The following is a 25,629-nucleotide window of genomic DNA, read 5'->3' on the forward strand; positions in this document are numbered from 1 at the left end:
TGCGGTTGCTATAGCTAACCGCTATATAGGCGTTAGAGACGCTTCCCGGGCCAGCCCGCGCAGTTCAGGCTCCAGCGTATGACTTTGGCTCTACAGTGGCCTCGTGGGAGCAGGCTTGCCCCGCGATATGCGCCGGCAGGCGCATGCACAAGCGCAGGCCGTGCTTGCCATTCTCCGCCCACAAGGTACCGCCCTGGCGCTGGATGGCGCCGCGCGCGATGCTCAGGCCCAGGCCAAAGCCCCCATCCCCCGGCCGCGATCCGTCCAGGCGCGAGAAAGGCGCGAAGATCCGCTCCAGATCGTCCTCGGCCACTCCGCCGCCTTGATCTTCCAGCCAGATCCGCCAGTGATTGCCCTCACGCTTTGCGCCGAGGCTGATCAAGCCCTCTTCAGGCGAATGACGAATGGCATTGCGCAGCATGTTCTCGAAGGCCTGGGCCAAGTGATTGAGGTTGCCCTGCACCCAGCAGTTTGCCGGCACCTCGCAGCGCAGCCGCGACGGGCTCCAGCCACTCTCGTAGCAGGCATCCTCAGCCAGCATGTCCCACAACGCCTGGAGTTGGATCGGCTCAAGGTTCATCGGCGCCCGCTCGGCGTCCTGCCAGGCCAGTTGCAGCGTGTCCTCGACCAGTTGCTGCATGCAGTCCACTTCACGGGTCAGACGCTCGCGCAGGCGCTCCAGGTCGTTCTCGCCATCGCAGGCCACGCGCAGACGGCTCAGCGGAGTACGCATCTCATGGGACAAATCGCGTAGCAGTTGCTGCTGCAGGGCGACCGTACCCTGCAAGCGTTCGGCCATCTGGTCGAATGCCCGGGCCAACTCGCCCAACTCGTCATGCCGGCCGATGGTGCGCGAGTCGAGACGTGCCGAGAGCTGATCGGCGCGCCAGGCATTGGCCTGTTCGCGCAGCTGGTTCAGCGGCACGATCAGCATGCGATACAGACCCACGCACAACAGCAAGGTGAACAGACCCGGGATCACGCCATTGGTCACGACCTGCCAGAGCAGACGGTACTTGCCGGGATTGAGCCGCTCGGGTAACTCGATGACCAACATGCCCTGCTCGGGCAGCGTGGGAAACGCCAGGCGCACCCAGGGCTGATCGACACTGCGCCGGCTCATGGGCCAGTCGATGCCGCGCAAGCGGGTCATGCGCTGGCGCTCGGCGGTGACCAGCGGCGTGCTGCTCAGTGATTGCAGGTCGGCGTCGAGCACACCGACCCAGCCTGGTTCGCGCTGGTGCATCTCGGCCAGCCAGCGATCGACCCCAGCCTGGCCGCCTTCGCGCCAGGCCCGCTCGGCCTCGGCGGCATATCCACGCAGCTCTTGGCGGGCCGATTCGGAGAGAAACGCATTCTGGGTTTCCATGTGCCGGCCCCAGGTGTAGCTCAGGCCGATCATCAACAGGCAGAAGCCCACCAGCAGAATCGCCAGCCGCCAGAACAACGAGTGTCGGTCAAGCATGATCAGTCGGCCTCACCGGCACTGAGCACATAGCCTTTGCCCCAAACAGTGCGAATCTGCTGATCGTGATAACCCACGCTCTTGAGCTTGCGACGGATCTGGCTGACATGCATGTCCAGGCTGCGATCGTGACGCGAGTAGCCGCGCTGGAGCACCTGCTGATAAAGGAAGGGCTTGCTGAGCACCTCGTCCTGGCTGCGCTTGAGGGTATCGAGCAGGCGGTATTCGCTGGGGGTAAGCCCGGCCCATTGACCATTCAGGCAGACGTCGCTGGCGGCCTCGTCGAACTGCAATTGACCCGGCTCGACCTGCGGCTGGACCTTGCGCCGGCGCTCAAGATCGACCCGGCGCAGGATCGCCTCGATGCGCACCTGCAATTCGGCCATGCTGAACGGCTTGGGCAGGTAGTCGTCGGCACCGCGCTGGAAGCCTGTGATGCGATCGGCCTCGGCACCGAGCGCCGACATCAGGATCACCGGCGTCGTGCTGCGCCTGCGCAGCTGGGCGAGCGCGTCCAGGCCATTGAGGCCAGGCAACAGGATGTCCATGAGCACGACATCGAACACCTGGCGGCCTGCCCTTTCCAAACCTTCCTGGCCATTGCGGCACCAGGTCACCTGGAAGCCGCCACGCTGCAACTCCTCATGCAGGTAGGCGCCAAGGACTGGGTCGTCCTCGATGGCGAGAATGTTCGAATTGTGAATAGCTACAGGATTCATTGGCTTCTGACATTTATTCTCAGTTGCGCGATTATTGGCCATGTGGCCGGGCCAGGCAACCCAATTGCGACCGGTGAGGTGATGAGGCCAGCGCAGGCGACAAAAATCGTCTGCAATGAGTGCATTAGCGCCAGACCCGGAGTAACGTTCCGAGATTATTCCGTCCCGCTCGGCGACGGCCGCAAGGCACATCACAGGAGGCGAGTGTGCTCGATCGTTTGGGAATCAGAAGCCGGGTGCTGTTGCTGGCCTTGTTGCCGGCCAGCCTGATGGCACTGGTGCTGGGCAGCTATTTCACCTGGTTGCAGCAGAACGAGCTGCGCAGCCAATTGCTGCAGCGCGGCAAGATGATCGCCGAACAGCTGGCGCCGCTGGCCGCACCGGCGATGGCCCAGCATACCGCGCCGCAGCTCGAACGCATCGCGGCCCAGGCGCTAGAGCAGGCCGACGTGCGCGCCGTAGCGTTCCTCGCGCCCGACCGCTCGCGCCTGGCCCACGCCGGCCCGAGCATGCTCAATCAGCCGCCCAGCGGCGGCACTGGTACCCAACTGCTGCAACGCAGTGGCAACGATGCCACGCGCTACCTGATGCCGGTGTTCGGTCATCATCGCGACCTGGCTACCGATGCCATCCCCGCCGAGGCCGAGCGACTGCTCGGCTGGGTCGAGATCGAGCTGTCCCACGACGGCACCTTGCTGCGCGGCTATCGCAACCTGTTCACCAGCGTACTGTTGATCCTGGGCTGCCTGATCCTGACGGCCCTGCTCGCCCTGCGCATGAGCCGCACGATCAACGACCCGATCAGCCGCATCAAGCAAGCGGTCACCCAACTCAAGGACGGCAACCTCGAAGCGCGGCTGCCGGCCATGGGCAGCCACGAGCTGGACGAGTTGGCTGCCGGCATCAACCGCATGGCCGAAACCCTGCACAACGCCCACGAAGAGCTGCAGCACAGCATCGACCAGGCCACCGAAGATGTGCGCCAGAACCTTGAGACCATCGAGATCCAGAACATCGAACTGGACATGGCGCGCAAGGAGGCCCTGGAAGCCAGCCGGATCAAGTCCGAGTTCCTCGCCAACATGAGCCATGAGATCCGCACCCCGCTCAACGGCATCCTCGGTTTTACCCACCTGCTGCAAAAAAGCGAGTTGGCGCCGCGCCAGCTCGATTACCTGAGCACGATCGAGAAATCGGCCGACAACCTGCTGGGGATCATCAACGAGATCCTCGACTTCTCCAAGATCGAGGCCGGCAAGCTGGTGCTCGACAGCATCCCGTTCAACCTGCGCGACCTGATCCAGGACACCCTGACCATCCTCGCCCCAGCAGCCCACGCCAAGCAGCTGGAGTTGCTCAGCCTGGTCTATCGCGACACGCCGTTGTCGTTGGTCGGCGACCCGCTGCGGCTCAAGCAGATCCTCACCAACCTGGTCAGCAACGCTATCAAGTTCACCCGTGAGGGCACTATCGTCGTGCGCGCCATGCTCGAAGACGAGCAAGAAGACAGCGTGCAACTGCGCATCAGCGTGCAAGACACCGGCATCGGCCTGTCGCCGCAAGATGTGCGCACCCTGTTCCAGGCCTTCAGCCAGGCCGATAACTCGCTATCGCGCCAACCCGGCGGCACCGGCCTGGGGCTGGTGATCTCCAAGCGCTTGATCGAGCAAATGGGCGGCGAGATCGGTGTCGACAGCACGCCGGGAGAAGGCTCGCAGTTCTGGATCAGCCTGAACCTGCCCAAGGCCCACGACGATGCCGAAGACTTGCCGCTGCAACCCTTGCTCGGGCGACGCGCGGCAATCGTCGACGGCCACGAACTGGCGCGCCAGGCCCTTGAGCACCAACTGGAAGATTGCGGCTTGAGCGTGAGCCTGTTCGCCTCCTTCGATCAGCTGCTGCAAGGCGTTCAGGCGGCGCACCTGGCTGGCCAGCCGTTCGAATTCGCCGTGCTCGGGGCCAACCTGGGCAACCTGTCGCCGGAACAACTCGCCCAGTACCACCAACAACTGGAGCGCCTGGACTGCCAGTGCGTGGTGCTGTGCCCGACCACCGAACAGGCGCTGTACCACCCTTACCTGCCCAACGCCCATGGCCAGCTGCTGTCCAAGCCGACCTGTACGCGCAAGCTGCGCCGGCTGCTGGTAGAGCTGATTCAGCCACGTCGGCAAACCAGCGAAGTCCGGGTTGCCGGCAGCCAGCGGGTGCCGAAGATCCTCTGCGTCGACGACAACCCGGCCAACCTGTTGCTGGTGCAGACCCTGCTCGAAGACCTCGGCGCCGAGGTGCTGGCGGTCGACAATGGTTTTGCGGCGGTACAAGCGGTGCAGGATGAGCCGTTCGACCTGGTGCTGATGGATGTGCAGATGCCCGGTATGGACGGGCGCGCCTGCACCGAGCAGATCCGCCTGTGGGAAAACAGCCAGAGCGGTAACCCGCTGCCGATCGTCGCGCTCACCGCGCATGCCATGGCCAATGAAAAACGCGCCCTGCTGCACAGCGGCATGGACGATTACCTGACCAAGCCAATCAGTGAACGGCAACTGGGCCAGGTGGTGATGAAATGGACCGGGCTGAACCTGGGCACCCCGCAGCAGGAACGCATCACCGAGCGCCTGCCGGACAGCAGCGAGCTGAAGGTGCTCGACCCGGAAGAAGGCTTGCGCCTGGCCGCGGGCAAGCCGGACTTGGCAGCGGACATGCTGAGCATGCTGCTGGAGTCGCTGGAGGCTGATCGCCAGGCGATTCGCAGCGCACGTGAAGCAGGTGACCGTGAGGCGATGATCGAGCGGGTACACCGCTTGAATGGCGCATCGCGCTACTGTGGAGTGCCGCAGTTGCGGGCGGCGTGCCAGCGTAGCGAGACCCTGCTCAAGCAGGATAATCCCCAGGCCTTGCAGGCGCTGGATGAGCTGGATCAGGCGATCAGCCGGTTGGCCGAACAGGCGCAGCAGAGTGCTTGAGTGCGTTTACTGATGCTCCCACGGGCTTCTCGACACCTCGGACCCTGTGGGAGCGGGCTTGCCCGCGAATAGGCCAGTACTGACTGAGCCTCTCATGGCACCGATCAAAGTCCGCCAAGCCAATCGGGCTAAACTCACCTCGCCTCATTGCCAAGGAATCCGCTATGCGCACTCTGTTGTTCAGCAGCCAGCACTACGACCAGGAAAGCTTCACCCGCGCCAGCACCGACAACAACCTTGAACTGCACTTCCAGTCGGCCCGCCTGACCCTGGACACCGCCGCCTTGGCCAGCGGCTTCGAGGTGGTCTGCGCCTTCATCAACGACGAACTGGACCAGCCGGTGCTGGAGCGCCTGGCCGCCGGCGGCACGCGCCTGATCGCCCTGCGCTCGGCGGGCTACAACCACGTCGACCTGGCCGCCGCCAAACGCCTGGGGCTGACCGTGGTACGGGTGCCGGCCTACTCGCCGCATGCGGTGGCCGAGCACGCGGTGGCGCTGATCATGGCCCTCAACCGCCGCCTGCATCGCGCCTACAACCGCACCCGCGAAGGCGACTTCACCCTGCACGGGCTGACCGGCTTCGACCTGCATGGCAAAACCGTCGGGGTGGTCGGCACCGGCCAGATCGGCGTGGCCTTCGCCCGCATCATGGCCGGCTTTGGCTGCCAGCTGCTGGCCTACGACCCCTACCCCAACCCCGACATGCTGGCCTTGGGTGCACGCTACCTGGAGCTACCTGAGTTGCTGCGCCAGTCGCGGATCGTCAGCCTGCACTGCCCGCTGACCGAGCACACCCGCCACCTGATCAACGCCCACAGCCTGGCAGCGCTGCAACCGGGCGCGATGTTGATCAATACCGGTCGCGGTGCGCTGGTCGACACCCCAGCCCTGATCGATGCGCTCAAGAGCGGCCAACTCGGCTACCTGGGTTTGGACGTGTATGAAGAAGAAGCCCAGCTGTTCTTCGAGGACCGCTCCGACTTGCCCCTGCAAGATGATGTGCTGGCCCGGCTGCTGACCTTCCCCAACGTGATCATTACCGCCCACCAGGCGTTCCTGACCCGTGAGGCGCTGGATGCGATCGCTGCGACCACCCTGGAAAATATCATCCGCTGGGTGGCAGGCAATCCGCAGAATCTGGTCGAGGGTTGATGCTAGGATACGCGGCATTTCTGGAGGACCCATGGTCGAGCACGATTTCCGCTACACCCTATTCAACCCGCAACACACCCTGATCGAATGCCGCGCGCTGGTGCCGGGTCGCTATCAGGTAACCGGCAATGGCGGTTCGATCCAGAAGGACGACGTCCTGCTGGTCACCCTCAAAGGCAGCAAGGACTTGTCCATGCGCCTGACCGTGGAAAGCGTACGCCACCTGATCAACCCGCGCGGCCAGTGGGTCGCGGTGGCCAGCGGCCCGGCGTTCAAAGAGCTGGAGATCCTCAACTGGCAGGTCAAGTGCGACAGCTGCCAAGCCGTGCTCGACTTCGAGTTCGCCGTCGACGGCAAGCTGGGTAACAAGGCGCACAAGCCGGCCGCCAGTGTCCGCGTCGCTGAATTGGGCTGGATCAGCAAGGGTGACAAGCACCTGTGCCCACACTGCCAGGAGAGCGCTCAGTGAAAAACATGCTGACCGGCGTGCTGATTGCCACCGGCCTGCTGGGCTGCGCTGCGCAGCCGTCGAAGTTGCAACAAGAGCAGAGCTATGTGCTTGAGTGGATTGGCGAACGCCCGCTGATCGATTACAGCCACCTGACCCTGACCTTGGCCGAAGACGGCCGCGCCTATGGCAATGGCGGCTGCAACCACTGGTTTGCGCCGTATACGCTTGAGGGTGAGCGGATCAGCTTCGGCAAGGTCGGCAAGACCCGCAAGCTGTGCGCGCCGGCGTTGATGGAGCAGGAGAAGCGTTTCCTCGAGGCGCTGGAGACGGTGCAGCGTTGGGATGTTTCGGCGATCGAACAGATTCGGTTCTGGCCGGCCCAAGGCAAACCGTTGCGGTTCTGGCCTGAAGAAGGCTGATCACCTCTGTTGGAGCCCCTCTGCGGCCCTTCGCGGCGGGTCAGCGCCCCGACAAGTTCGCTCCCACAGAGTGTGTACCGGGTACAAGCGCGGTCCCTGTGGGAGCGGGCTTGCCCGCGAAGGGCTGCAAAGCAGCCCCAGCTATCAAGTCAACATCATTAGGCGCCTTTGAGGGCCTTGATCTTCTCCTGCAGCCCTTCCAGGGTCTGCTCGCCCATCAGTTGCTCACGGACCTTGCCTTTGTCATCGATGATGTAGGTCACCGGCAACGCCTCGCTACGCGGCAGCTCATAACGCTCTGCCGGATCCTGGGCCAGTACCGTGAAGCCAATCCCGAGGGTCTCGGCAGCTTGCTTGAGGTCCTGCCCTTGCAGGCCATCGAAGTTCACCCCGACCACCTTGATGCCCTGGCTGTCCCACTGCTTGGCCGCAGCGTTCAACTCAGGGATTTCAGTACGGCACGGCCCGCACCATTCGGCCCAGTAATTGAGCACCAGCCAGTGCCCCTCGATCTGTTCAGCCTTTACCGTATTGCCGTGCTGGTCCACGCCGTAGTCCGCACCGCAACCGCCGAGCAACAGGCTCGCAGTGATGGCCAGTGCAGCTGCCAAACGCTTTGCCATGGGTCAATCCTTCTCGAAGTTTTCTAAACCTGTAATTCAGTCGCTGCGGTTAGAATAGCCGCCACACCCTGCTGGATGCGACCCGTCATGACTGATCTGACTCTCTATCATAACCCGCGCTGCTCGAAATCCCGCGGCGCCTTGGAGCTGCTCGAAGCGCGCGGCCTCAGCCCGACCATCGTGCGCTACCTGGAAACCCCGCCCGATGCGGCGACCCTCAAGGCATTGCTGGGCAAGCTGGGCATCGCCCCGCGCCAGCTGCTGCGCACCGGTGAAGACGAATACAAGACCCTGGAGCTGGCCAACCCGGCGCTCAGCGACCAACAGTTGATCGAAGCCATGGCACAACACCCGAAACTGATCGAGCGGCCGATTCTGGTGGTCGGCGACCAGGCGGTCATCGGTCGCCCACCCGAGAAGGTGCTGGAGATCCTGCCGTGAGCGATCCATTCATCCTGGTGCTGTATTACAGCCGCCATGGCTCGACCAGCGAGATGGCCCGGCACATTGCCCGTGGCGTCGAGATGGCCGGCCTGGAAGCGCGCCTGCGCACCGTGCCGGCGATCTCCACCGAATGCGAGGCAGTAGCCCCGGATATCCCCGCCAGCGGTGCGTTGTACGCCACCCTCGACGACCTGCGCCACTGCGCCGGGCTGGTCCTGGGCAGCCCGACCCGCTTCGGCAACATGGCCGCGCCGCTCAAGTACTTCCTCGATGGCACCAGCAGCCTGTGGCTGGGCGGTGAGCTGGTCGGCAAGCCGGCGGCGGTGTTCACCTCCACCGCCAGCCTGCACGGCGGCCAGGAGACCACCCTGCTGTCGATGATGCTGCCGCTGATGCACCACGGCATGCTGGTCATGGGCCTGCCCTACAGCGAGTCGGCGCTGCTCGAGACCCGTGGTGGCGGCACCCCGTACGGGGCGAGCCATCATGCCGGGGCAGATGGCAAGCGCGAGCTGGACAGCCATGAGATCGCCCTGTGCCGCGCGCTCGGCCAACGCCTGGCGAGCACCGCCAAGGCTTTGGGTGGTGAACGTGGCTAGGAAGCCCAAGGTGCTGCCAGCGCTTGAGTGGTTGAGCCCGCGCCTGCGCTTGACGCGGGCGCTGAGCCTGGGCTGTTTCTTCGGCCTGATCGTCCTGCTGGTGATCAATAACCTGTGGTTCGCCAACCTGCATGGGGCGCGGGTCGAGGTCATCCTGGCGATCGAGCTGATCCCGCTGCTGCTGTTGCTGCCGGGGATGCTGATGGGCAGCGCCCGGGCGCATGCCTGGACCTGCTTTGTGGTGAACATCTACTTCATCAAGGGCGTGTTGGCGGCGTTCGATCCGGCGCGCGCGGTGTTTGGCTGGATCGAGGTGCTGGTGAGCTTGGGGCTGTTTGTTAGCGGGCTGCTGTTTGTGCGCTGGAAGTTTCAGCATGAGCGCAGGCTGGCCGGCGAAGGAAACTAGAACAAGCTATGTGGACTGCGTAGGCTACGTGCGAGCGGGCTTGCCCCGCGATAGCGAGGCTGAGGCTGACATCGCTATCGCGGGGCAAGCCCGCTCCCACGCAGTTCGCTCCCACGCAGCTCGCTCCCACGCAGTTCGCTTCCACGCAGTTCGCTCCCATGCCCCTTCCGACAAGGGGCCGCCGACGAGGGGCCGAATCAGTGGTTGACTGTGTGCGCCAGCATCACCGAGAGCTGACACAGCGGCCGGCCACTCTCGGCATGCCACTGATTGAACAGCTCCTGCACCAACGCCCGATCGCGCTGGCTGGTCGGCGCCTTGTCGATGATCCCCTGGGCAATCAACGCCGCCGCCATGTCATCGGTTGGAATGAAGGTGTCCTTGCCGACCATGCGCAAGAAGCGCGGCGCCGACAGTCCACCGAGCTGGTTGCCATGCTTGGCCAGGTACTTCCACAAGCCCACGATATCGGTCACCGGCCAGTCGGCAATGAACGCACCGAAACTGCCCTTTTGCTGCTCGATATCCAGAATCATCTGGGCATTGCGCGGCACGCTCTTGAGCTTGCCCAGGTGGCGGATGATCCGCTCATCCTGCATCAGCCGCTCCAGATGCTCGGCGCCCATCAGCACCACTTTCTCAGGATCGAAACCGAAGAACACCTGCTCGAAGGCCGGCCACTTGGCGTCCACCAGGCTGTGCTTGAGGCCCGCGCGAAACACCCGCAGCGACAGGGTCGATAGGTAGCGGTCATCGCCGATATCGCGTAACTGCGCCGGGGTTTTCGGCCGCGGCAGGAAGGCTTCGAGGGCCTTGGCCGAGCCGAAGCGGTTCAGGCAGTACTCATGCAGCCACTGATAATCGCGCATGGGCTCAGATGTTCAGCACGTCAAGGAAGCGCGGCGCGGCGTTTTCGTCGATCTTCAGGCTGTTGAAGTCGAACAGGTTGCGGTCGGCCAACTGCGACGGGGCAACGTTCTGCATGGCGCGGAAGATGCTCTCGGTACGCCCCGGGTGCTTGCGCTCCCACTCCACCAGCATCTCCTTGACCACCTGGCGCTGCAGGTTTTCCTGCGAGCCGCAGAGGTTGCACGGGATGATCGGGAACTCTTTCATGTCCGAGTAGGCCTGGATGTCCTTCTCGTGGCAGTAGGCCAGCGGGCGGATCACCACGTTACGGCCGTCATCGGCACGCAGCTTGGGCGGCATGCCCTTGAGCGCGCCGTTGAAGAACATGTTGAGGAAGAAGGTTTCGACGATGTCATCGCGGTGGTGACCGAGGGCCATCTTGGTCGCGCCGATCTCGTCGGCGAAGGTGTACAAGGTGCCACGGCGCAGGCGCGAGCACAGCGAGCAGGTCGTCTTGCCCTCGGGCACCAGCTCCTTGACCACCGAGTAGGTGTCCTTCTCGACGATGTGGTACTCGACCCCCAGTTCCTTGAGGTAGGCCGGCAACACATGCTCGGGGAAGCCTGGCTGCTTCTGGTCCATGTTCACCGCGACGATCTCGAACTTGATCGGCGCCACCTTCTGCAGGTGCAGCAGAACATCGAGCATGGTGTAGCTGTCCTTGCCGCCAGACAGGCAGACCATGACCTTGTCGCCATCCTCGATCATGTTGTAGTCGGTGATGGCTTCGCCGGCGAGACGACGCAGGCGTTTTTGCAGTTTGTTCTGGTTGACCGAGAGGGTGCCCATAGCGCTTGAATCCGCGAGGTGTGACAAAAGCCGGCTATTTTACGCACAAACCGCACGTGGGCGTAGGGCCTGGGCACAATTAACGGCCGTATTCCGATCAAAGACTGCAAGGGAATCAGCAAGCCGTTTAACAGCGCAATTTGCTCTAAAAAGCAGGTATTAAGCGGGGATCTGCTTCCTATACTGCGACATAAGGCCACATTACCGCATGCATCGGTGCCTGGCCTCGGGCCGCAAGCGCTCCACTTGGGGGGCGTTTGGCAACGACGATAGGAGTGACCCGCATGATCCATCACGTTCTGGGGCTGTTTACCCATCCCGATCAGGAGTGGAAGGAGATTCGTGGCGAGGACGAAACCATCAGCCACATGTACCTGACCCACACGCTGATACTGGCGGCGATCCCCGCGGTCTCGGCATTTATCGGCACTACCCAGGTGGGCTGGGTGATCGGTAATCGACCGGCAGTGATGCTGACCATGGAAAGCGCGCTGTGGATGAGCGTGATGTCCTACCTGGCCATGCTAGCCGGGGTGGCGGTGATGGGCGCCTTCATTCACTGGATGGCGCGCACCTACGATGCCACGCCGTCCATGGCCCAATGCATCGCCTTTGCCACCTACACCGCCACCCCGCTGTTCATCGGCGGCCTGGCGGCGCTCTACCCACACCTATGGCTGGGCATGCTGGTCGGCACAGCGGCCATTTGCTACACGGTTTACCTGTTGTATGTGGGCTTGCCGACGTTCATGAACATCCCGTCAGATGAAGGCTTCCTGTTCTCCAGCTCGGTGCTGGCAGTGGGCCTGGTGGTGTTGGTGGCAATCATGGCCGCCACCGTGATCATCTGGGGCTTGGGCGTGGGGCCTGTGTATACCAACTAGATCCAAACCAACACTGGGGCATCAAGTCACGGGCCGCCGCAAGGCGGCCTTTGGCTGCCTGCTGACCGGTGGCTCGGCAGGCCAAAGGTGGTTACGGCATAATGCCCGGCTCAGGAGACTATTCACCGCCATGCCCGAGTTGCTCGAATCCCGCGTCGAAACCTGCTATCAGCAAGCCGAAGCCTTCTTCAAGCGCCCCTTTGCCCGCCCGCAGGTCAGCTTCAAGCTGCGCGGCCAGAAAGCCGGGGTTGCCCACCTGCATGAGAACCTGCTGCGCTTCAACCTGCAGCTGTATCGCGACAACCAGGAAGACTTCCTGCGCCAGACCGTGGCCCATGAAGTGGCCCACCTAGTGGCGCATCAGCTGTTTGGCGACAGCATCCAGCCGCATGGCGAGGAGTGGCAGCTGATCATGCGTGGGGTGTACGAGCTGCCGCCCAATCGCTGCCATAACTATGAAGTGAAGCGGCGCACGGCTACTCGCTACATCTATCAGTGCCCTTGCCCGCAGAGTGATTTTCCGTTCAGTGCGCAGCGCCACAAGCTGGTGCGCCAGGGCCGGCGTTATCTGTGTCGGCGCTGCCGGCAGATTCTGGTGTACAGCGGCCAGACGCGCGTCGAATAGACCACCGTTATCGCGGGGCAAGCCCGCTCCCACGCAGCATCTTGTGCCGCTCGTGCTGCGTGGGAGCGGGCTTGCCCCGCGATGAGACCGACGCTGCATCACAAATCCCAGCGATAAAAAAGGCGACCCGAAGGTCGCCTTTGTGCTTACGCCTGAATCAGCGAGCTGGGCCTTCAGCCACGCCCAGGTCGTCAGTCGGACGGGTGTCTTCCAGCGGCGAACCACCGGAAGCCAGTTCGGCTTGCAGCTTGTCTTCGTCCAGCTCCTTGACCCACTTGGCCACGACGATGGTAGCCACGCCGTTACCAATCAGGTTGGTCAGCGCACGCGCCTCGGACATGAAGCGGTCGATGCCGAGGATCAGCGCCAGGCCGGCAACCGGCAGATGGCCGACAGCCGACAGGGTCGCAGCCAGGACGATAAAGCCCGAACCGGTAACGCCAGCAGCACCTTTGGACGCGACCAGCAGCACCAGCAGCAGGGTGATCTGGTGGGTGATGTCCATGGTGGTGTCAGTGGCCTGGGCGATGAACACCGCAGCCATGGTCAGGTAGATCGAGGTACCGTCGAGGTTGAACGAGTAGCCAGTCGGGATGACCAGGCCAACCACGGATTTCTTCGCACCCAGACGCTCCATCTTGGCCAGCATGCGCGGCAGGGCAGACTCCGAGGAAGAGGTACCCAGCACGATCATCAGCTCTTCACGGATGTAGCGGATCAGCTTGAGCACGCTGAAGCCGTGGGCGCGGCAGATACCGCCGAGCACGATCAGGATGAACGCCAGGCAGGTGACGTAGAAGCAGGCCATCAGGTAGCCCAGCTGCACCAGCGAACCGACGCCGTATTGGCCGATGGTGAAGGCCATGGCACCGAAGGCACCGATCGGGGCCAGCTTCATGATCATGTTGATGATGTTGAACATGACATGGGCGAAGCGGTCGATCAGGTCCAGCACCGGCTTGCCGTAGCTACCCAGGCGGTGCAGGGCGAAGCCGAAGATCACCGAGAACATCAGCACTTGCAGGATGTCGCCGTTGGCGAAGGCACCGACCACAGTGTTAGGGATGATGTTGAGCAGGAAGCCGACGGTGGTCTGCTGCGCGCCGGCGGCGGCATAGGCGGCCACGCTGCTGGCGTTCAGGGTGCTGACGTCAATGTGCATGCCAGCGCCTGGCTTGACCACGTTGACCACGACCAGGCCGATGATCAGGGCGATGGTGGAGACGATTTCGAAGTACAGGAGCGCGTAGCCGCCGGTCTTGCCGACCGATTTCATGCTCTGCATGCCAGCGATGCCGCTGACCACGGTACAGAAGATGATCGGGGCGATGACCATTTTGATCAGTTTGACGAACCCGTCACCCAGGGGTTTGAGCGCGACGCCGGTTTCAGGGTAGTAGTGACCGAGCAGAATACCGATGGTGATGGCAACCAACACCTGGATATACAGGGATTTGTACAGCGGCTGACGTGTCGTCATGGCTAATTTTCCTCAAGTGTGCCGGTTTCCACCCTTCCCAGGGCGGGGGCACCTGAATCGCTAACCCTCCTGCACCTGGAGGGATTTGTCGTTGTGTTCGAGCCGCCTGGGCAGGTCTCTGCCAAGTCAATAGCAAGGGCGATGCCAAAATGCCCGGATTGGGTGCAGGAGCCGGATTTGAAGGGTTCGCTCGCCCAATGAGGGGGCAATGGCGGGGGGAATCGCTGGCGGATTTCCGCCCGGTGGCGGGAATTGAACAGGGTCGATGGCGGGAATCCGCCCGGAGTGTGTCCTGCTGACCTCATCGCGGGACGAGCCCGCTCCTACAAGATTAGCGGTGACCTTGTAGGAGCGGGTTTGCCCCGCGATGAGGTCGGTACTGACGAAGCACTCAATCGAGGTTGAAGATGATCCGGAACGCCGCGCCGCCCAGTGGCGAATCATCCAGGCTTAGGTGCGCGTCATAGCTGTCGATGATGTCCTTGACCACCGCCAGGCCGATGCCCTGCCCCGGATGCTGGCGATCCAACCGCTCACCGCGCTGCAGAATCCGCTCGCGCTGATCCGCCGGCACCCCTGGCCCATCATCCTCGACGCACAACACCAGGTGGCCGGGCGTTTCCTGCAGGCTCACCCGCACCTGCCCCAGGCATAGCCGATAGGCATTCTCCAACAGGTTGCCAAGCAACTCGAGCAAAGCGCCCTGTTCCATCGGCACTTGGGCGTGCTCTGGGACATCCACGTCGATGGCCACGCGCTTGTCGCGATAGACCTTGGCCAATGTGCTGCACAGGCTGTCGAGCAGCGGTTTGAGCTGCACCCGGTGGCGCACCAGGCCGCTCTTGCGCAAGCTGGCGCGCTGCAATTGATAGTCGATCTGCTGGCTCATGCGCTCGATCTGGCTCTGCAGCACCCGCGCCTGCTCACGCTCGCCACTGCCCTGGCCCATGCTTTCGCCTACCCCTTGCAGCACTGCCAGCGGCGTTTTCAGGCTGTGCGCCAGGTCATCGAGCGAATCGCGGTAGCGCTGGCGCTGCTCGCGCTCGCTGTGCAGCAGGCGGTTGAGCGAGCCCGTCAGGCGCAGCAGCTCACGTGGGTGCTCGCGACTCAGGCCGTCGCGGGCGCCGGTTTCCACTTCGTCGAGCTCAAGGCTGAGCCTGCGCAACGAGCGCAGCCCCCAGGTCAGGCCGGCCCAGAGCAGCACCATCAGCGCCAGCAAGGCTGCGCCAAAGCCCAGATAGAGTTTCTCACGCAGGCCATTGATGGTGTCTTGGTACTCACGCACCGGCTGCAGGGCGACGATACTGTAGGCCGCGTTCTTGCCGCCGAGCAGCTTGACCTCGACGTCATAGACGAAGAACTCCTCACCGTCGTCCTGGCGGATGCGCGCGAACTCGTTGCCGCGCCCATCGTAGCGGGGGTGATAATTGATATTGCGGTCGGTGGTGGCCCGCGAGCGCCAAACTTGATTGCCCTGGCGATCGAAGATGTAGCCCATCAGGCCGGTATAAGGCAGGTTGTAGCGCTCATCCGGCAGCAGCTCGGGCATCTGCAATTGGCCATGCTCGATGCGCGCTGCGGAAATCAGCGTGGTGACGTCGGAGGCCAGGCGCTGCTCGATCGACTCTTGCAGCGCCATGCTGAAGGCTTTTTGCAGGGCCGGCAGCAGCGCCAACATAAACAGCAAGGCAAGCAGCGCCGCCGCCAGCATCAGGCGCACGCGCAGCGAGCGAATCATCGGCAGCGCTCGGTGAACAGGTAACCCAGGCCGCGCACGGTGTCGATCGGCTTGAAGCCATGCTCACCTTCGAGCTTGCGGCGCAGACGGCCAACCAGCACTTCGATGACATTCGGATCACGCTCCTCGTCATCGGGATAGAGCTGCTCCATCAAGCGATCCTTGGCGACCACCTGCTGGTGATGACGCATGAGGTATTCCAGGATGCGGTATTCGTAGGCGGTCAGCGCCAGCGGCTGCTCGTCCAGGGTCGCCTGCTTGCGGTTGAGGTCGAGCACCAGCGGGCCGGCGGCAATGGTCGACTGGGTGAAACCACTGGAGCGGCGCAGCAGGGCATTGAGGCGGGCCTCCAGCTCTTCGAACTGGAAGGGCTTGACCACGTAGTCGTCGGCCCCGGCGGCCAGCCCCTCGACTTTGTCCTGCCAGTTGCCGCGCGCGGTAAGGATGAGGATCGGGAAGCTCTTGCCCTGGTTGCGCAACTGGCGGATCAGGTCCAGCCCACTCATGCCGGGCAAGCCCAGGTCGACCACTGCCAAGTCGAAGTGGTACTCCTCGACCTGATACAGGGCTTCCTCGGCGTTGGCGACCGCCTGGACCACATGGCCCGTTTCGCTCAGGCGCGTGAACAGGTGGTGACGCAGCAGCGCCTCGTCCTCGACCACCAGCAGTTTCATGCAGCTCTCCTTCCTCTATTTACTGGCCTCATCGCGGGACGAGCCCGCTCCTAGCGCAACGGTGTGCGTCGATACCTGAGCGGGCTTGCCCCGCGATGAAGCCGGAACTGACGAAAAGCATAACAGCGAACCGGCCCCTTCAGCGGGCCGGTCCGGCTTAGCCATCACCTCAGAACTTGTAGTTGGCCGACAGGTAGGTCTGGGCGCTGCTGGTCAGGCGCAGGGTGCCGACCTTTGGACCGCCATGTTCGACCAGCTCGGTGCTGGCGTTGCTGCGCAGGTAACGGTAGCCCAGCTCGACCGAGGCGTTGTCGGTGATGTCCTGGATCACACCGGCCTGCAGGCCGACAGCGTAGCCATAGTCAGTATCGCGACCGTAGCCGGAGGACTCCTGGGACAGCTTGGTCATGCCCAGGCTACCGCCGCCGAACAGTTTGGTGGTATCAGTCACGGGCAGGAACAGGTCGTAGCTGCCGAGCAGGTTTTCTTGGCGCAGCTTGAGGCCGCTATGGTCGTTGGACACATTGTCGTAGGTCAGGTAGTAGCGACCTTGGTCGTTGATCTTACCGACCCGCACGCCCCAGGTGCCGTCCTTGCTGATGATGCCATCGGCGTTGAGATGGTCGGTGTTGCGGTCGAGCAGGCCGGACTTGCGGATCTTGTCGCTGGTCTGGCCGTAGGTGAGGCTGGCGAAGGTGTCGTCGGCCTGGGCGCTGACGGTGAAGCCTGCGGCGCAAACGGCCATGGCAGCGATCAGGGTATTGAGTGTTTTCATAGCTTCGTACTCCAGTTGGATGCGCTGTTTCTGTCTGGAAGCTAGAGTAAGCAGGACGCCCTGAACCGCTGCTGAACCCAGGCTGAACCTTCGCTGAACGAGTCGCACCGATTGTCGAAACGCCATGTCCAAAGGAGCTACGACCATGCGTTTTCTGCTTGCCCTGACCCTGATGTGCAGCGCCGCTGTTACCCAAGCGGCCGTGCAAACCCGCGAGATCGCTTACCAGGACGCCGACGGCAACCGTCTGGTGGGTTACTACGCCTACGATGACGCCATCGAGGGCAAGCGCCCCGGCATCGTCGTGGTGCATGAATGGTGGGGGCTGAACGACTACGCCAAGCGCCGTGCCCGCGACCTTGCTGGGCTGGGCTACAACGCGTTGGCGATCGATATGTACGGCGATGGCAAGAACACCGAACACCCGGCTGACGCCAAGGCGTTCATGGCCGCCGCCCTGAAGGATCCCAAGGCAGCTGCCGCACGCTTCGATGCAGGTCTTGAGCTCTTGAAGATCCAGCCCAACATTAATAAGCATCAACTGGGCGCGGTGGGTTACTGCTTCGGTGGCAAAGTGGTGCTCGATGCCGCCCGCCGTGGGGTAAAGCTTGATGGCGTGGTGAGCTTCCATGGCGCGCTGGTGACGCAGGAACCCGCCAAGCCTGGGGTTATCAGGGCGAAGATCCTGGTGGAGCACGGTGACGCTGACAGCATGATCACACCCGAGCAGGTCGCGGCGTTCAAACAAGAGATGGCGGCGGCCGGGGCTGATATGAAGTTCGTCGGCATTGCCGGGGCCAAGCATGGCTTTACCAATCCGGATGCTGACCGCTTGAGCCATGGCGGGCATGGCGGGCCGGACATCGGCTATGACAAGGCGGCGGACGAGAGCTCTTGGGCGGATATGCAGGCGTTCTTCAAGACTGCGTTTGATTGACTATCGCCGGGGCCGCTTGGCGGCCCATCGCAGGCAAGCCAGTTCCTACAGGGTGCATTGAGCCTGCCAACGGCGGCATAGCGGCCCCTGACACATGACTCATCGGCTGGCACAATATCGGCCATGAACAGACTCCCCGCCTGCTGCGCCCCACTCCAGCACCACTGGCCCCTGCCCCATCCGGTCCCCGGTGCGCAGCTGGTCAGCTGTGCCTTCGACCCCGCCAAGCTTGCCGCCGATGACTTTCAGCGCGCAGGCATCGAACAGAGCGCCAGCTTGCAGCGTTCGGTGGCCAAGCGTCGGGCTGAATACCTGGCGGGCCGCGTCTGCGCGCGGGCCGCGTTGCAGCAACTGGACGGTCGCGACTATGTACCCGGCAGCCATGAAGACCGCTCTCCGATCTGGCCAACCGGCATTCATGGCTCGATCACCCACGGCAAGGGGTGGGCCGCTGCGGTCGTGGCCGCCGATGGCCGCTGCAAGGGCCTGGGTCTGGATCAGGAAAGCCTGCTGGACGATGAGCGTGCCGAGCGCCTGGCCCAGGAGATCCTGACGCCTGCCGAGCTCGAACGTTTGGACCGCAGCCAGTTTGGCCTGACTGTGACGTTGACCTTCTCGCTCAAAGAGAGCCTGTTCAAGACCCTCTACCCACTCACTAAACAACGCTTCTACTTCGAACACGCCGAAGTGCTCGAATGGTCCGCCGACGGCCTGGCCCGGCTTCGCCTGCTCACTGACTTGTCGCCAGCATGGCAGCAGGGGCTCGAGATCGACGGGCAGTTCTGCATCAAGGACGGCCACCTGCTGAGTTTGATCAGCGTCTAGCCCTCAGGACGGCGCCTGTGCCCGTGGCCAACTGAGGCTGAAACACGCACCGCCCAAGCCTTCGCTACGCCCGACCATGGCCCGCCCGCCGTGCCAGTAAATGATTCGTCGCACGATCGACAGCCCCAGACCGTGGCCGCCCGAGGCACGCGTGCGGCTGTCGTCCAGGCGGGTGAAGGGGGTAAAAATGCGGTCCCAGACGCCTTCGGGAATGCCTGGGCCGTCGTCTTCGACATCGATCCGGCAACGCTGCTGGCCAATCTGATAGCTCAGGCGCACCTCGGACTCGGCATGGCGCATGGCGTTGCCGACCAGGTTCTGCAAGGCGCGGTGCAGATAGCGCGGTTCCGCCTCGACCCAGGCGCCCGCCCCTTCCAGTCCCTGGCATACGCCACGGCTAACGCGTACCTCGGCGCGCAGGGGCGCCAACTCGGCGATCACCCGGTCGAGCAAGGCGTCGAGGTCGACGGCCTGGAATTTCAGTGCCGGTGCGCCCTGTTCCAGGCGAGCGTAGGTCAACATCTCGTCGACCAGCTTGTCGAGGTCTTGAATGTCGCTGTCCATGCCCGCCAGATGCTTGGCCCGGGCTTGTTCACTGTTGGCGGTTTCGATCATCTCCAGGCCAAAACGCAGGCGCGCCACCGGTGTGCGCAGCTCATGCGAAACGGCACGCACCAACTCCCGCTGCATGCTCAGCGAACGCTGCAGGTGCTCGGCCATGCCATTGAACGCTGCCGCCAGACGCCCGACCGAGTCCGCATCGCCCGCTGGCACGCGGGTATCCAGACTGCCCTGGGCAATACGCGTGGCGGCATTCTCCAGGCCCGAAACCCGCCGTTCCAACTGGCGCACCAGCAGGTACACGACCAAGCCGATCAGGCACAGGCCAAGGAAGGCGATAAGGATCAACAACTGCGGTGGATAGAGGTTGAGCTGATACAGCGGGCCGATCTCCAGCACCCAGGGCGAGCCAGGCAGGCCAGCAAACACCCGAATCGAGTCGCCATCCTTACCCAACGCCATCACCGTGTCGCCCTCCTCCACCCGCCGCCGCTGGTCGTCGTCCAGGCCCACGCGCTCCAAGCGCTGCAGGGCGACGTCAAAACCAAAGCCCTTGCTCTGGCGCAGCTCGGCCAGGCGTCGCTGTTGCTCGGTGACCGGATAACGCACCAGTTCATCGGCCAACAGGTACAGCGTGGCTCGCGCCAATTGCTCGCTGACCTGCTGGACCTGGGCTTCGAGCAACACGTCTTCGCGGCCGACCCGACGCAATACTCGCGCCGCATGCGGGCCAGTCTTCTCCACCACCACCAGGTCACGGTAAAGACGCGCTCGCTGGCCGCCGTCGAGGGTCAACGCGCTCATCGGTTGCAGGTCCAGCGGCACACCGAGCAGCCGCTCCCAGATCACCAGCGAACGCTTGCGCTCGACGTCGTTCTGCAGCGCCAGGTTGTCGGCCATCAAACTGAAAGTGCCCTGGGCCAGGCGCTCGCGGTGCTGTTCGGCGCGCACCTGATTGACCAGGTGCAGGCTGAGCACGCCAAGCACCGCGACCAGCACCAGGACGGCGAGCATGCCGCCATAGATACGCAGGAAGATCGAGTTCATCAGGCCTGGGCCGCCTCGGCGACGAATAGATAGCCCTTGCTGCGCAGGGTCTTGATCAGCCGCGGGTGAATCGGATCATCGCCGATCTTGGGGCGAATCTTGGAAATACGCACATCGATGGAGCGGTCCTGGCCGTCGTAGCCGACGCCGCGCAGGGAGGTGAAGATCTGTTCGCGCGAGAGCACACGCCCTGCGTGGCTGGCCAGCAGCCAGAGCAAGTCGAATTCGGCGCCGGTCAGGTCGATCGGTTGTTCGTTGAGCCAGGCCTCGCGCAGGCTGCTGTCGATCCGCAGGGCACCGAATTGCAACTCCTGGCGCTTGCCATCCAGGCTGTCGCTGCGGCGCAACAGGGCATTGATACGCGCCAGCAACAAGCGGGGGCGCACCGGTTTGCACACATAGTCGTCGGCTCCCAGGTCCAGGCCTTGGACTTGATCGAGCTCGTCGCTACGGGCGGTGAGCATGAGAATCGGCCCGGGGTATTGGCCGCGCACCCGGCGGCAGATGCTCAGGCCATCTTCGCCGGGCAGCATCAGGTCGAGGATCACCAGGTCCGGCTGGCTGTCGAGAATGCGCCGCACTGCGCGCGCGCCATCGCCTTCCACTGCCACCTCGAAACCGTTGGCCTGCAGGTACTCGGCGGTGAGCTCAGCGAGGCGCTGGTCGTCCTCGACAATCAGGATGCGGTTGCAGGACTGGTCCATGGCCTTCCTCTGTGTTGTTCTAGTTATCTGCTGTAGGGTGTTGCCTGGGCGGGCCTCATCGCGGGGCGAGCCCGCTCCCACGCTCAGATACGGTTGCGCGCGAGCCACTACAGTGTCCCTGCCGTTCACCAAAAGGCAATATCACCGACGGATACTACGTCGCGCACCACGGACTTCCAAATCTCATCCAAGCCCGCGCCAACACGCCCTGGACTGAACCGTTTTTTGTGATAGGGTGCGCGCCCTAAAAAAACTCTGCCGGGGCATTAACGCGTAGAAAAAAAGTGAAAACCTCATGGGACAAGGCCTACAGCCAATACCCACGAATCACACACAAACTACGCACAAGTTATCCACAGGCGCTCACCTTGCAAAGCCCCCGCGACCGCATTATCTTGTATCCCCATTGCAGCGAACCACTACATATTGGGTTTCGCTTGAAATCACAAACACAAGTCGGCACGCAAACTCAAGCGATTTTTCCGCCTGAACTTAGTGTGATTTGCGCAGCCAAACCGCTCCTGCGGAGGCGACCGAGGCAAGCCCGTCCAAGCGGTCTTGTTCGGGTATGGGTGTTGCAGGCATCGCCTGGTGACACTCGACAGCAACAGTTTTTGGGCCACGGCCCAGAACCTTTGACTTCGGCCAGGGAGCGGCAAGCTATTGCCCCTTATTCCTGAGTCTGTCCCGAAGTCGGTAAGCCCGAGCGGGCGGATGCACGTGCGTGTGCATCCCCGCGGGGCCACCAGGCTAGTGGATGGAACGGTGGGCGCTCAAAAGGCGCCTGAACATATAGAAACTGTGGAGACACCCACCGATGCAAACCGACACAACTCGCGAGAACCCGCAGGCCCAGGTGCCGCAGGGCGCAGATTCGAACCAGGATCTGGCTGCCACCGCACCTGGCCAACTGCGCGTGATCAAGCGCAATGGCACTGTCGTCGCGTACACCGACGACAAGATCACCGTGGCCATCACCAAGGCGTTCCTCGCAGTTGAGGGCGGCACTGCCGCCGCCTCGTCGCGCATCCACGACACCGTTGCGCGCCTGACCGAGCAGGTCACCGCCACCTTCAAGCGTCGCATGCCATCGGGCGGCACCATCCACATCGAAGAAATCCAGGACCAGGTCGAACTGGCCCTGATGCGCGCCGGCGAGCAGAAAGTTGCCCGCGACTACGTGATCTACCGCGACCAGCGCGCCAAAGAGCGCGCTACCCGTGCCAACACCGATGCCGTGGTCGAGCCGCACCCATCGATCCGCATCACCCTGGCCGACGGCAGCAAGGCGCCGCTGGACATGGCCCGCCTGAACACCATCATCAGCGAAGCCTGCGAAGGCCTGGCCGAAGTCGATGGCGAGCTGATCCAGCGCGAAACCCTGAAGAACCTGTACGACGGCGTCGCCATCAAGGACGTCAACACCGCCCTGGTGATGACCGCCCGTACCCTGGTAGAGCGTGAGCCGAACTACTCGTTCGTCACCGCTCGCCTGCTGATGGACACCCTGCGTGCCGAAGGCCTGGGCTTCCTCAGCGTCGCCGACAGCGCCACTCACCACGAGATGGCCGAGCTGTACGCCAAGGCCCTGCCGGCCTACGTGGCCAAAGGTATCGAGTTCGAGCTGCTCAACCCTGCCCTGGCCGACTTCGACCTGGAGCGTCTGGGCAAGGCGATCAACCACGAGCGTGACCAGCAGTTCACCTACCTGGGCCTGCAGACCCTGTACGACCGCTACTTCATCCACAAGGATGGCGTGCGCTTCGAGCTGCCGCAGGTGTTCTTCATGCGTGTGGCAATGGGCCTGGCGCTGGAAGAGAAAGACAAAGAAGCCCGCGCGATCGAGTTCTACAACCTGTTGTCGTCGTTCGACTACATGGCTTCGACCCCGACCCTGTTCAACGCCGGTACCCTGCGTCCACAGCTGTCGAGCTGCTACCTGACCACCGTGCCGGACGACCTGTCGGGCATCTACCACGCGATCCACGACAACGCCATGCTGTCGAAATTCGCCGGTGGCCTGGGCAACGACTGGACCCCTGTGCGTGCACTGGGCTCCTACATCAAGGGCACCAACGGTAAATCCCAGGGCGTCGTGCCGTTCCTGAAAGTGGTCAACGACACCGCCGTCGCCGTGAACCAGGGTGGCAAGCGCAAAGGCGCTGTGTGTGCCTACCTGGAAACCTGGCACCTGGACATCGAAGAATTCATCGAACTGCGCAAGAACACCGGTGATGACCGTCGTCGTACCCACGACATGAACACCGCCAACTGGATCCCTGACCTGTTCATGAAGCGTGTCTTCGATGACGGCAAGTGGACCCTGTTCTCGCCGAACGAAGTACCTGATCTGCACGACCTGACCGGCAAGGCCTTCGAAGAGCGCTACGAGTACTACGAAGCCCTGACCGAGTACAACAAGATCAAGGTGTTCAAGACCATCCAGGCCAAAGACCTGTGGCGCAAGATGCTCTCGATGCTGTTCGAGACCGGCCACCCATGGCTGACCTTCAAGGACCCGTGCAACCTGCGTTCGCCGCAGCAGCACGTGGGCGTCGTGCACAGCTCGAACCTGTGCACCGAGATCACCCTGAACACCAACAAGGACGAGATCGCAGTCTGCAACCTGGGCTCGATCAACCTGCCGAACCACATCGTTGATGGCAAGCTGGACACCGCCAAGCTGCAACGCACCGTGAACACCGCCGTGCGCATGCTCGACAACGTGATCGACATCAACTACTACTCGGTGCCGCAAGCGCGTAACTCGAACTTCAAGCACCGTCCGGTCGGCCTGGGCATCATGGGCTTCCAGGACGCACTGTACCTGCAGCACATCCCTTACGGCTCCGACGCCGCCGTCGAGTTCGCCGACAAGTCGATGGAAGCGGTCAGCTACTTCGCCATCCAGGCCTCTTGCGACCTGGCCGACGAGCGCGGCGCCTACGAGACCTTCCAGGGCTCGCTGTGGTCCAAAGGCATCCTGCCGCTGGACTCGCAACAGATCCTGATCGAGGCCCGTGGCCAGAAGTACATTGACGTCGACCTCAACGAGACCCTGGACTGGGCGCCGGTACGTGCCCGCGTACAAAAAGGTATTCGTAACTCGAACATCATGGCCATCGCGCCAACCGCGACCATCGCCAACATCACCGGCGTATCGCAGTCGATCGAGCCGACCTACCAGAACCTGTACGTGAAATCGAACCTCTCGGGCGAATTCACCGTGATCAACCCGTACCTGGTTCGCGACCTCAAGGCTCGCGGCCTGTGGGACTCGGTGATGATCAACGACCTGAAGTACTACGATGGTTCGGTCCAACAGATCGAGCGCATCCCACAAGAGCTCAAAGACCTCTACGCCACCGCGTTCGAAGTCGAGACCAAGTGGATCGTCGATGCCGCCTCGCGTCGCCAGAAGTGGATCGATCAGGCCCAGTCGCTGAACCTGTACATCGCTGGCGCTTCGGGCAAGAAGCTGGACGTGACCTACCGCATGGCCTGGTACCGTGGTCTGAAGACCACCTACTACCTCCGTGCCCTGGCCGCGACCAGCACCGAGAAGTCGACCATCAACACCGGCAAGCTCAACGCCGTTTCCAGCGGTGGCGACAGCGCCCCGGTCCAGGCCGCAGGTCCAGCACCTGTGCCGAAGGCCTGCGCGATCGACGAGCCTGACTGCGAAGCCTGCCAGTAAGGCCTGATGCCGCAAGGGGCGCTCTGAGGAGCGCCGCTTGCGGCATTTTTGTCTGTACTGGGGCATGACAGGGAATCATCACCCGCTGCCTGCCAACCTTCGTCAATGGATAAAAAAGAGTGTCGACACCGCACAGGCGGCATCGGCCCCCACATCCAATGAGGAAGGCAAGCATGGCTCGAAAAAAAACCATCACTCGCAGGATTGGCCGCAATGCTGCAACCGGCCGCTTCACCACGGTCGAAGAAGCGCGCGACAACCCTAAGACCCACATCGTCGAAACGCTTCGCAAGAAGTGCGGCTAGCCCCCGATCGCGGGAGGCGCACAGCCTCCCGCCCCTCCTCTCTCCTCGCTTAAAACACAATATTTTGTGCCAAATCCAATAACCAAACACCACATCTAGCGATTTTTCGGCTACACTCCTTCCCCGTGAAACGACGCGTTATTCGTGAACGGAATCGCCCTGTACCGGTCGAAAAATTACCGCAGACCGGCCCAGCGTCGCTCCGATCGCCTGCGAATTCCGTTATACTTCGCCCCCCAAAAAAGGGTTGAGCCAATGATCGACTGCGTGACACAAGCCCCGCTTGGCCAGACCGCATGTTTTGTCGTTGCCACACTGTTTTCAGGCGTCCTGGCCCCTCGTTCGAGGACAGGCCAAGCGCTGACCCGACAATTTCAAATGTGACGAGAGCGAGCTCTCACTGCCCGCCGTATTGCCTTATGGGCCTTGCGTAGTA

Annotated in this window: 23 protein-coding genes and 1 pseudogene; 13 read left to right on the plus strand and 11 right to left on the minus strand. The window is 62.9% G+C overall.

The window, feature by feature from the left end; genetic code table 11:
* Positions 1-64 precede the first annotated feature (64 nt).
* Together HU737_RS16105 and HU737_RS16110 are read right to left on the minus strand one after the other, a co-directional pair.
* Positions 65-1,465, minus strand: a complete 1,401-nt coding sequence (locus HU737_RS16105; protein WP_186554643.1) for a sensor histidine kinase — start codon at positions 1,463-1,465, stop codon at positions 65-67.
* A 2-nt stretch (positions 1,466-1,467) separates the two neighbouring features.
* Positions 1,468-2,184, minus strand: coding sequence for a response regulator transcription factor (locus HU737_RS16110; protein WP_186554642.1), 717 nt, complete (start codon positions 2,182-2,184; stop codon positions 1,468-1,470).
* A gap of 206 nt (positions 2,185-2,390) precedes the next feature.
* Here HU737_RS16110 and HU737_RS16115 point away from each other — a divergent pair, with 206 nt between their 5' ends.
* From HU737_RS16115 to HU737_RS16130, 4 genes are all read left to right on the plus strand, one after another.
* Complete coding sequence (locus tag HU737_RS16115; RefSeq protein WP_186554641.1) at positions 2,391-5,147, plus strand: response regulator; 2,757 nt, start codon at positions 2,391-2,393, stop codon at positions 5,145-5,147.
* Positions 5,148-5,311: 164 nt separating this feature from the next.
* The gene (locus tag HU737_RS16120; protein WP_186554640.1) at positions 5,312-6,301 is read left to right on the plus strand and encodes a 2-hydroxyacid dehydrogenase; all 990 of its coding nucleotides are present in this window, start codon (positions 5,312-5,314) and stop codon (positions 6,299-6,301) included.
* Between the two features lie 31 nt (positions 6,302-6,332).
* Complete coding sequence (locus HU737_RS16125; RefSeq protein ID WP_186554639.1) at positions 6,333-6,770, plus strand: hypothetical protein; 438 nt, start codon at positions 6,333-6,335, stop codon at positions 6,768-6,770.
* The gene (locus HU737_RS16130; protein ID WP_186554638.1) at positions 6,767-7,171 is read left to right on the plus strand and encodes an META domain-containing protein; all 405 of its coding nucleotides are present in this window, start codon (positions 6,767-6,769) and stop codon (positions 7,169-7,171) included. The genes HU737_RS16125 and HU737_RS16130 overlap by 4 nt, the downstream gene beginning before the upstream one ends.
* Before the next feature lie 158 nt (positions 7,172-7,329).
* Here the strand turns inward: HU737_RS16130 and HU737_RS16135 are convergent, their stop codons facing one another.
* Entirely contained in the window at positions 7,330-7,794 is a 465-nt protein-coding gene (locus tag HU737_RS16135) for a TlpA disulfide reductase family protein (RefSeq protein ID WP_186554637.1), read from the minus strand.
* A gap of 87 nt (positions 7,795-7,881) precedes the next feature.
* On the opposite strand from HU737_RS16135, the gene arsC reads away from it, so the two are divergent.
* Genes arsC through HU737_RS16150 form a run of 3 tightly spaced genes read left to right on the plus strand, consistent with a single transcriptional unit; the run spans position 7,882 to position 9,243 of the window.
* On the plus strand, positions 7,882-8,235 hold the full coding sequence (arsC, locus tag HU737_RS16140) for an arsenate reductase (glutaredoxin) (protein ID WP_186554636.1): 354 nt from the start codon (positions 7,882-7,884) through the stop codon (positions 8,233-8,235).
* Entirely contained in the window at positions 8,232-8,837 is a 606-nt protein-coding gene (wrbA, locus tag HU737_RS16145; protein WP_186554635.1) for an NAD(P)H:quinone oxidoreductase, read from the plus strand. Before arsC ends, wrbA begins: the two co-directional genes overlap by 4 nt.
* A complete protein-coding gene (locus HU737_RS16150) occupies positions 8,830-9,243 on the plus strand; it encodes a DUF2069 domain-containing protein (RefSeq protein ID WP_186554634.1) in 414 nt (137 codons plus the stop codon). The genes wrbA and HU737_RS16150 overlap by 8 nt, the downstream gene beginning before the upstream one ends.
* Positions 9,244-9,440: 197 nt before the next feature.
* Here the strand turns inward: HU737_RS16150 and HU737_RS16155 are convergent, their stop codons facing one another.
* Together HU737_RS16155 and ttcA are read right to left on the minus strand one after the other, a co-directional pair.
* On the minus strand, positions 9,441-10,112 hold the full coding sequence (locus HU737_RS16155; protein WP_186554633.1) for a DNA-3-methyladenine glycosylase I: 672 nt from the start codon (positions 10,110-10,112) through the stop codon (positions 9,441-9,443).
* Between the two features lie 4 nt (positions 10,113-10,116).
* Positions 10,117-10,941 (minus strand): tRNA 2-thiocytidine(32) synthetase TtcA, encoded by an 825-nt coding sequence (ttcA, locus tag HU737_RS16160; RefSeq protein WP_186554632.1) that lies wholly within the window; start codon positions 10,939-10,941, stop codon positions 10,117-10,119.
* A 284-nt stretch (positions 10,942-11,225) separates the two neighbouring features.
* Between ttcA and HU737_RS16165 the strand changes: the two genes are divergently transcribed.
* Together HU737_RS16165 and HU737_RS16170 are read left to right on the plus strand one after the other, a co-directional pair.
* Positions 11,226-11,825: a Yip1 family protein gene (locus HU737_RS16165; protein ID WP_186554631.1), complete on the plus strand. Its 600-nt coding sequence runs from the start codon at positions 11,226-11,228 to the stop codon at positions 11,823-11,825.
* Between the two features lie 127 nt (positions 11,826-11,952).
* A pseudogene (locus tag HU737_RS16170) lies at positions 11,953-12,450 on the plus strand (SprT family zinc-dependent metalloprotease); the annotation flags it as partial.
* 157 nt (positions 12,451-12,607) lie between these two features.
* On the opposite strand, the gene HU737_RS16175 reads toward HU737_RS16170, so the two are convergent.
* The 4 genes from HU737_RS16175 to HU737_RS16190 all read right to left on the minus strand — a co-directional run bounded on the left by HU737_RS16175 (position 12,608) and on the right by HU737_RS16190 (position 17,117).
* A complete protein-coding gene (locus HU737_RS16175; protein ID WP_186554629.1) occupies positions 12,608-13,930 on the minus strand; it encodes a dicarboxylate/amino acid:cation symporter in 1,323 nt (440 codons plus the stop codon).
* Between the two features lie 391 nt (positions 13,931-14,321).
* Entirely contained in the window at positions 14,322-15,668 is a 1,347-nt protein-coding gene (locus HU737_RS16180; RefSeq protein WP_186554628.1) for an ATP-binding protein, read from the minus strand.
* Entirely contained in the window at positions 15,665-16,342 is a 678-nt protein-coding gene (locus HU737_RS16185) for a response regulator (protein WP_186554627.1), read from the minus strand. Before HU737_RS16185 ends, HU737_RS16180 begins: the two co-directional genes overlap by 4 nt.
* A 169-nt stretch (positions 16,343-16,511) precedes the next feature.
* Positions 16,512-17,117, minus strand: coding sequence for an outer membrane protein (locus tag HU737_RS16190; protein ID WP_186554626.1), 606 nt, complete (start codon positions 17,115-17,117; stop codon positions 16,512-16,514).
* A 145-nt stretch (positions 17,118-17,262) separates the two neighbouring features.
* Here HU737_RS16190 and HU737_RS16195 point away from each other — a divergent pair, with 145 nt between their 5' ends.
* Entirely contained in the window at positions 17,263-18,054 is a 792-nt protein-coding gene (locus tag HU737_RS16195) for a dienelactone hydrolase family protein (RefSeq protein ID WP_186554625.1), read from the plus strand.
* Between the two features lie 123 nt (positions 18,055-18,177).
* The gene (locus tag HU737_RS16200; RefSeq protein ID WP_186554624.1) at positions 18,178-18,879 is read left to right on the plus strand and encodes a 4'-phosphopantetheinyl transferase family protein; all 702 of its coding nucleotides are present in this window, start codon (positions 18,178-18,180) and stop codon (positions 18,877-18,879) included.
* A gap of 3 nt (positions 18,880-18,882) precedes the next feature.
* On the opposite strand, the gene HU737_RS16205 is transcribed toward HU737_RS16200, so the two are convergent.
* The gene (locus HU737_RS16205) at positions 18,883-20,490 is read right to left on the minus strand and encodes an ATP-binding protein (protein ID WP_186554811.1); all 1,608 of its coding nucleotides are present in this window, start codon (positions 20,488-20,490) and stop codon (positions 18,883-18,885) included.
* Complete coding sequence (locus HU737_RS16210) at positions 20,487-21,191, minus strand: response regulator (protein ID WP_186554623.1); 705 nt, start codon at positions 21,189-21,191, stop codon at positions 20,487-20,489. Before HU737_RS16210 ends, HU737_RS16205 begins: the two co-directional genes overlap by 4 nt.
* Before the next feature lie 817 nt (positions 21,192-22,008).
* On the opposite strand from HU737_RS16210, the gene HU737_RS16215 reads away from it, so the two are divergent.
* Positions 22,009-24,888, plus strand: coding sequence for a ribonucleoside-diphosphate reductase subunit alpha (locus HU737_RS16215; protein WP_186554622.1), 2,880 nt, complete (start codon positions 22,009-22,011; stop codon positions 24,886-24,888).
* Positions 24,889-25,061: 173 nt separating this feature from the next.
* A complete protein-coding gene (locus tag HU737_RS26355) occupies positions 25,062-25,193 on the plus strand; it encodes a hypothetical protein (protein WP_264082861.1) in 132 nt (43 codons plus the stop codon).
* Positions 25,194-25,629 lie beyond the last annotated feature (436 nt).

Origin of the sequence: Pseudomonas urmiensis (assembly GCF_014268815.2) — a bacterium.
GTDB classification, from domain to species: domain Bacteria; phylum Pseudomonadota; class Gammaproteobacteria; order Pseudomonadales; family Pseudomonadaceae; genus Aquipseudomonas; species Aquipseudomonas urmiensis.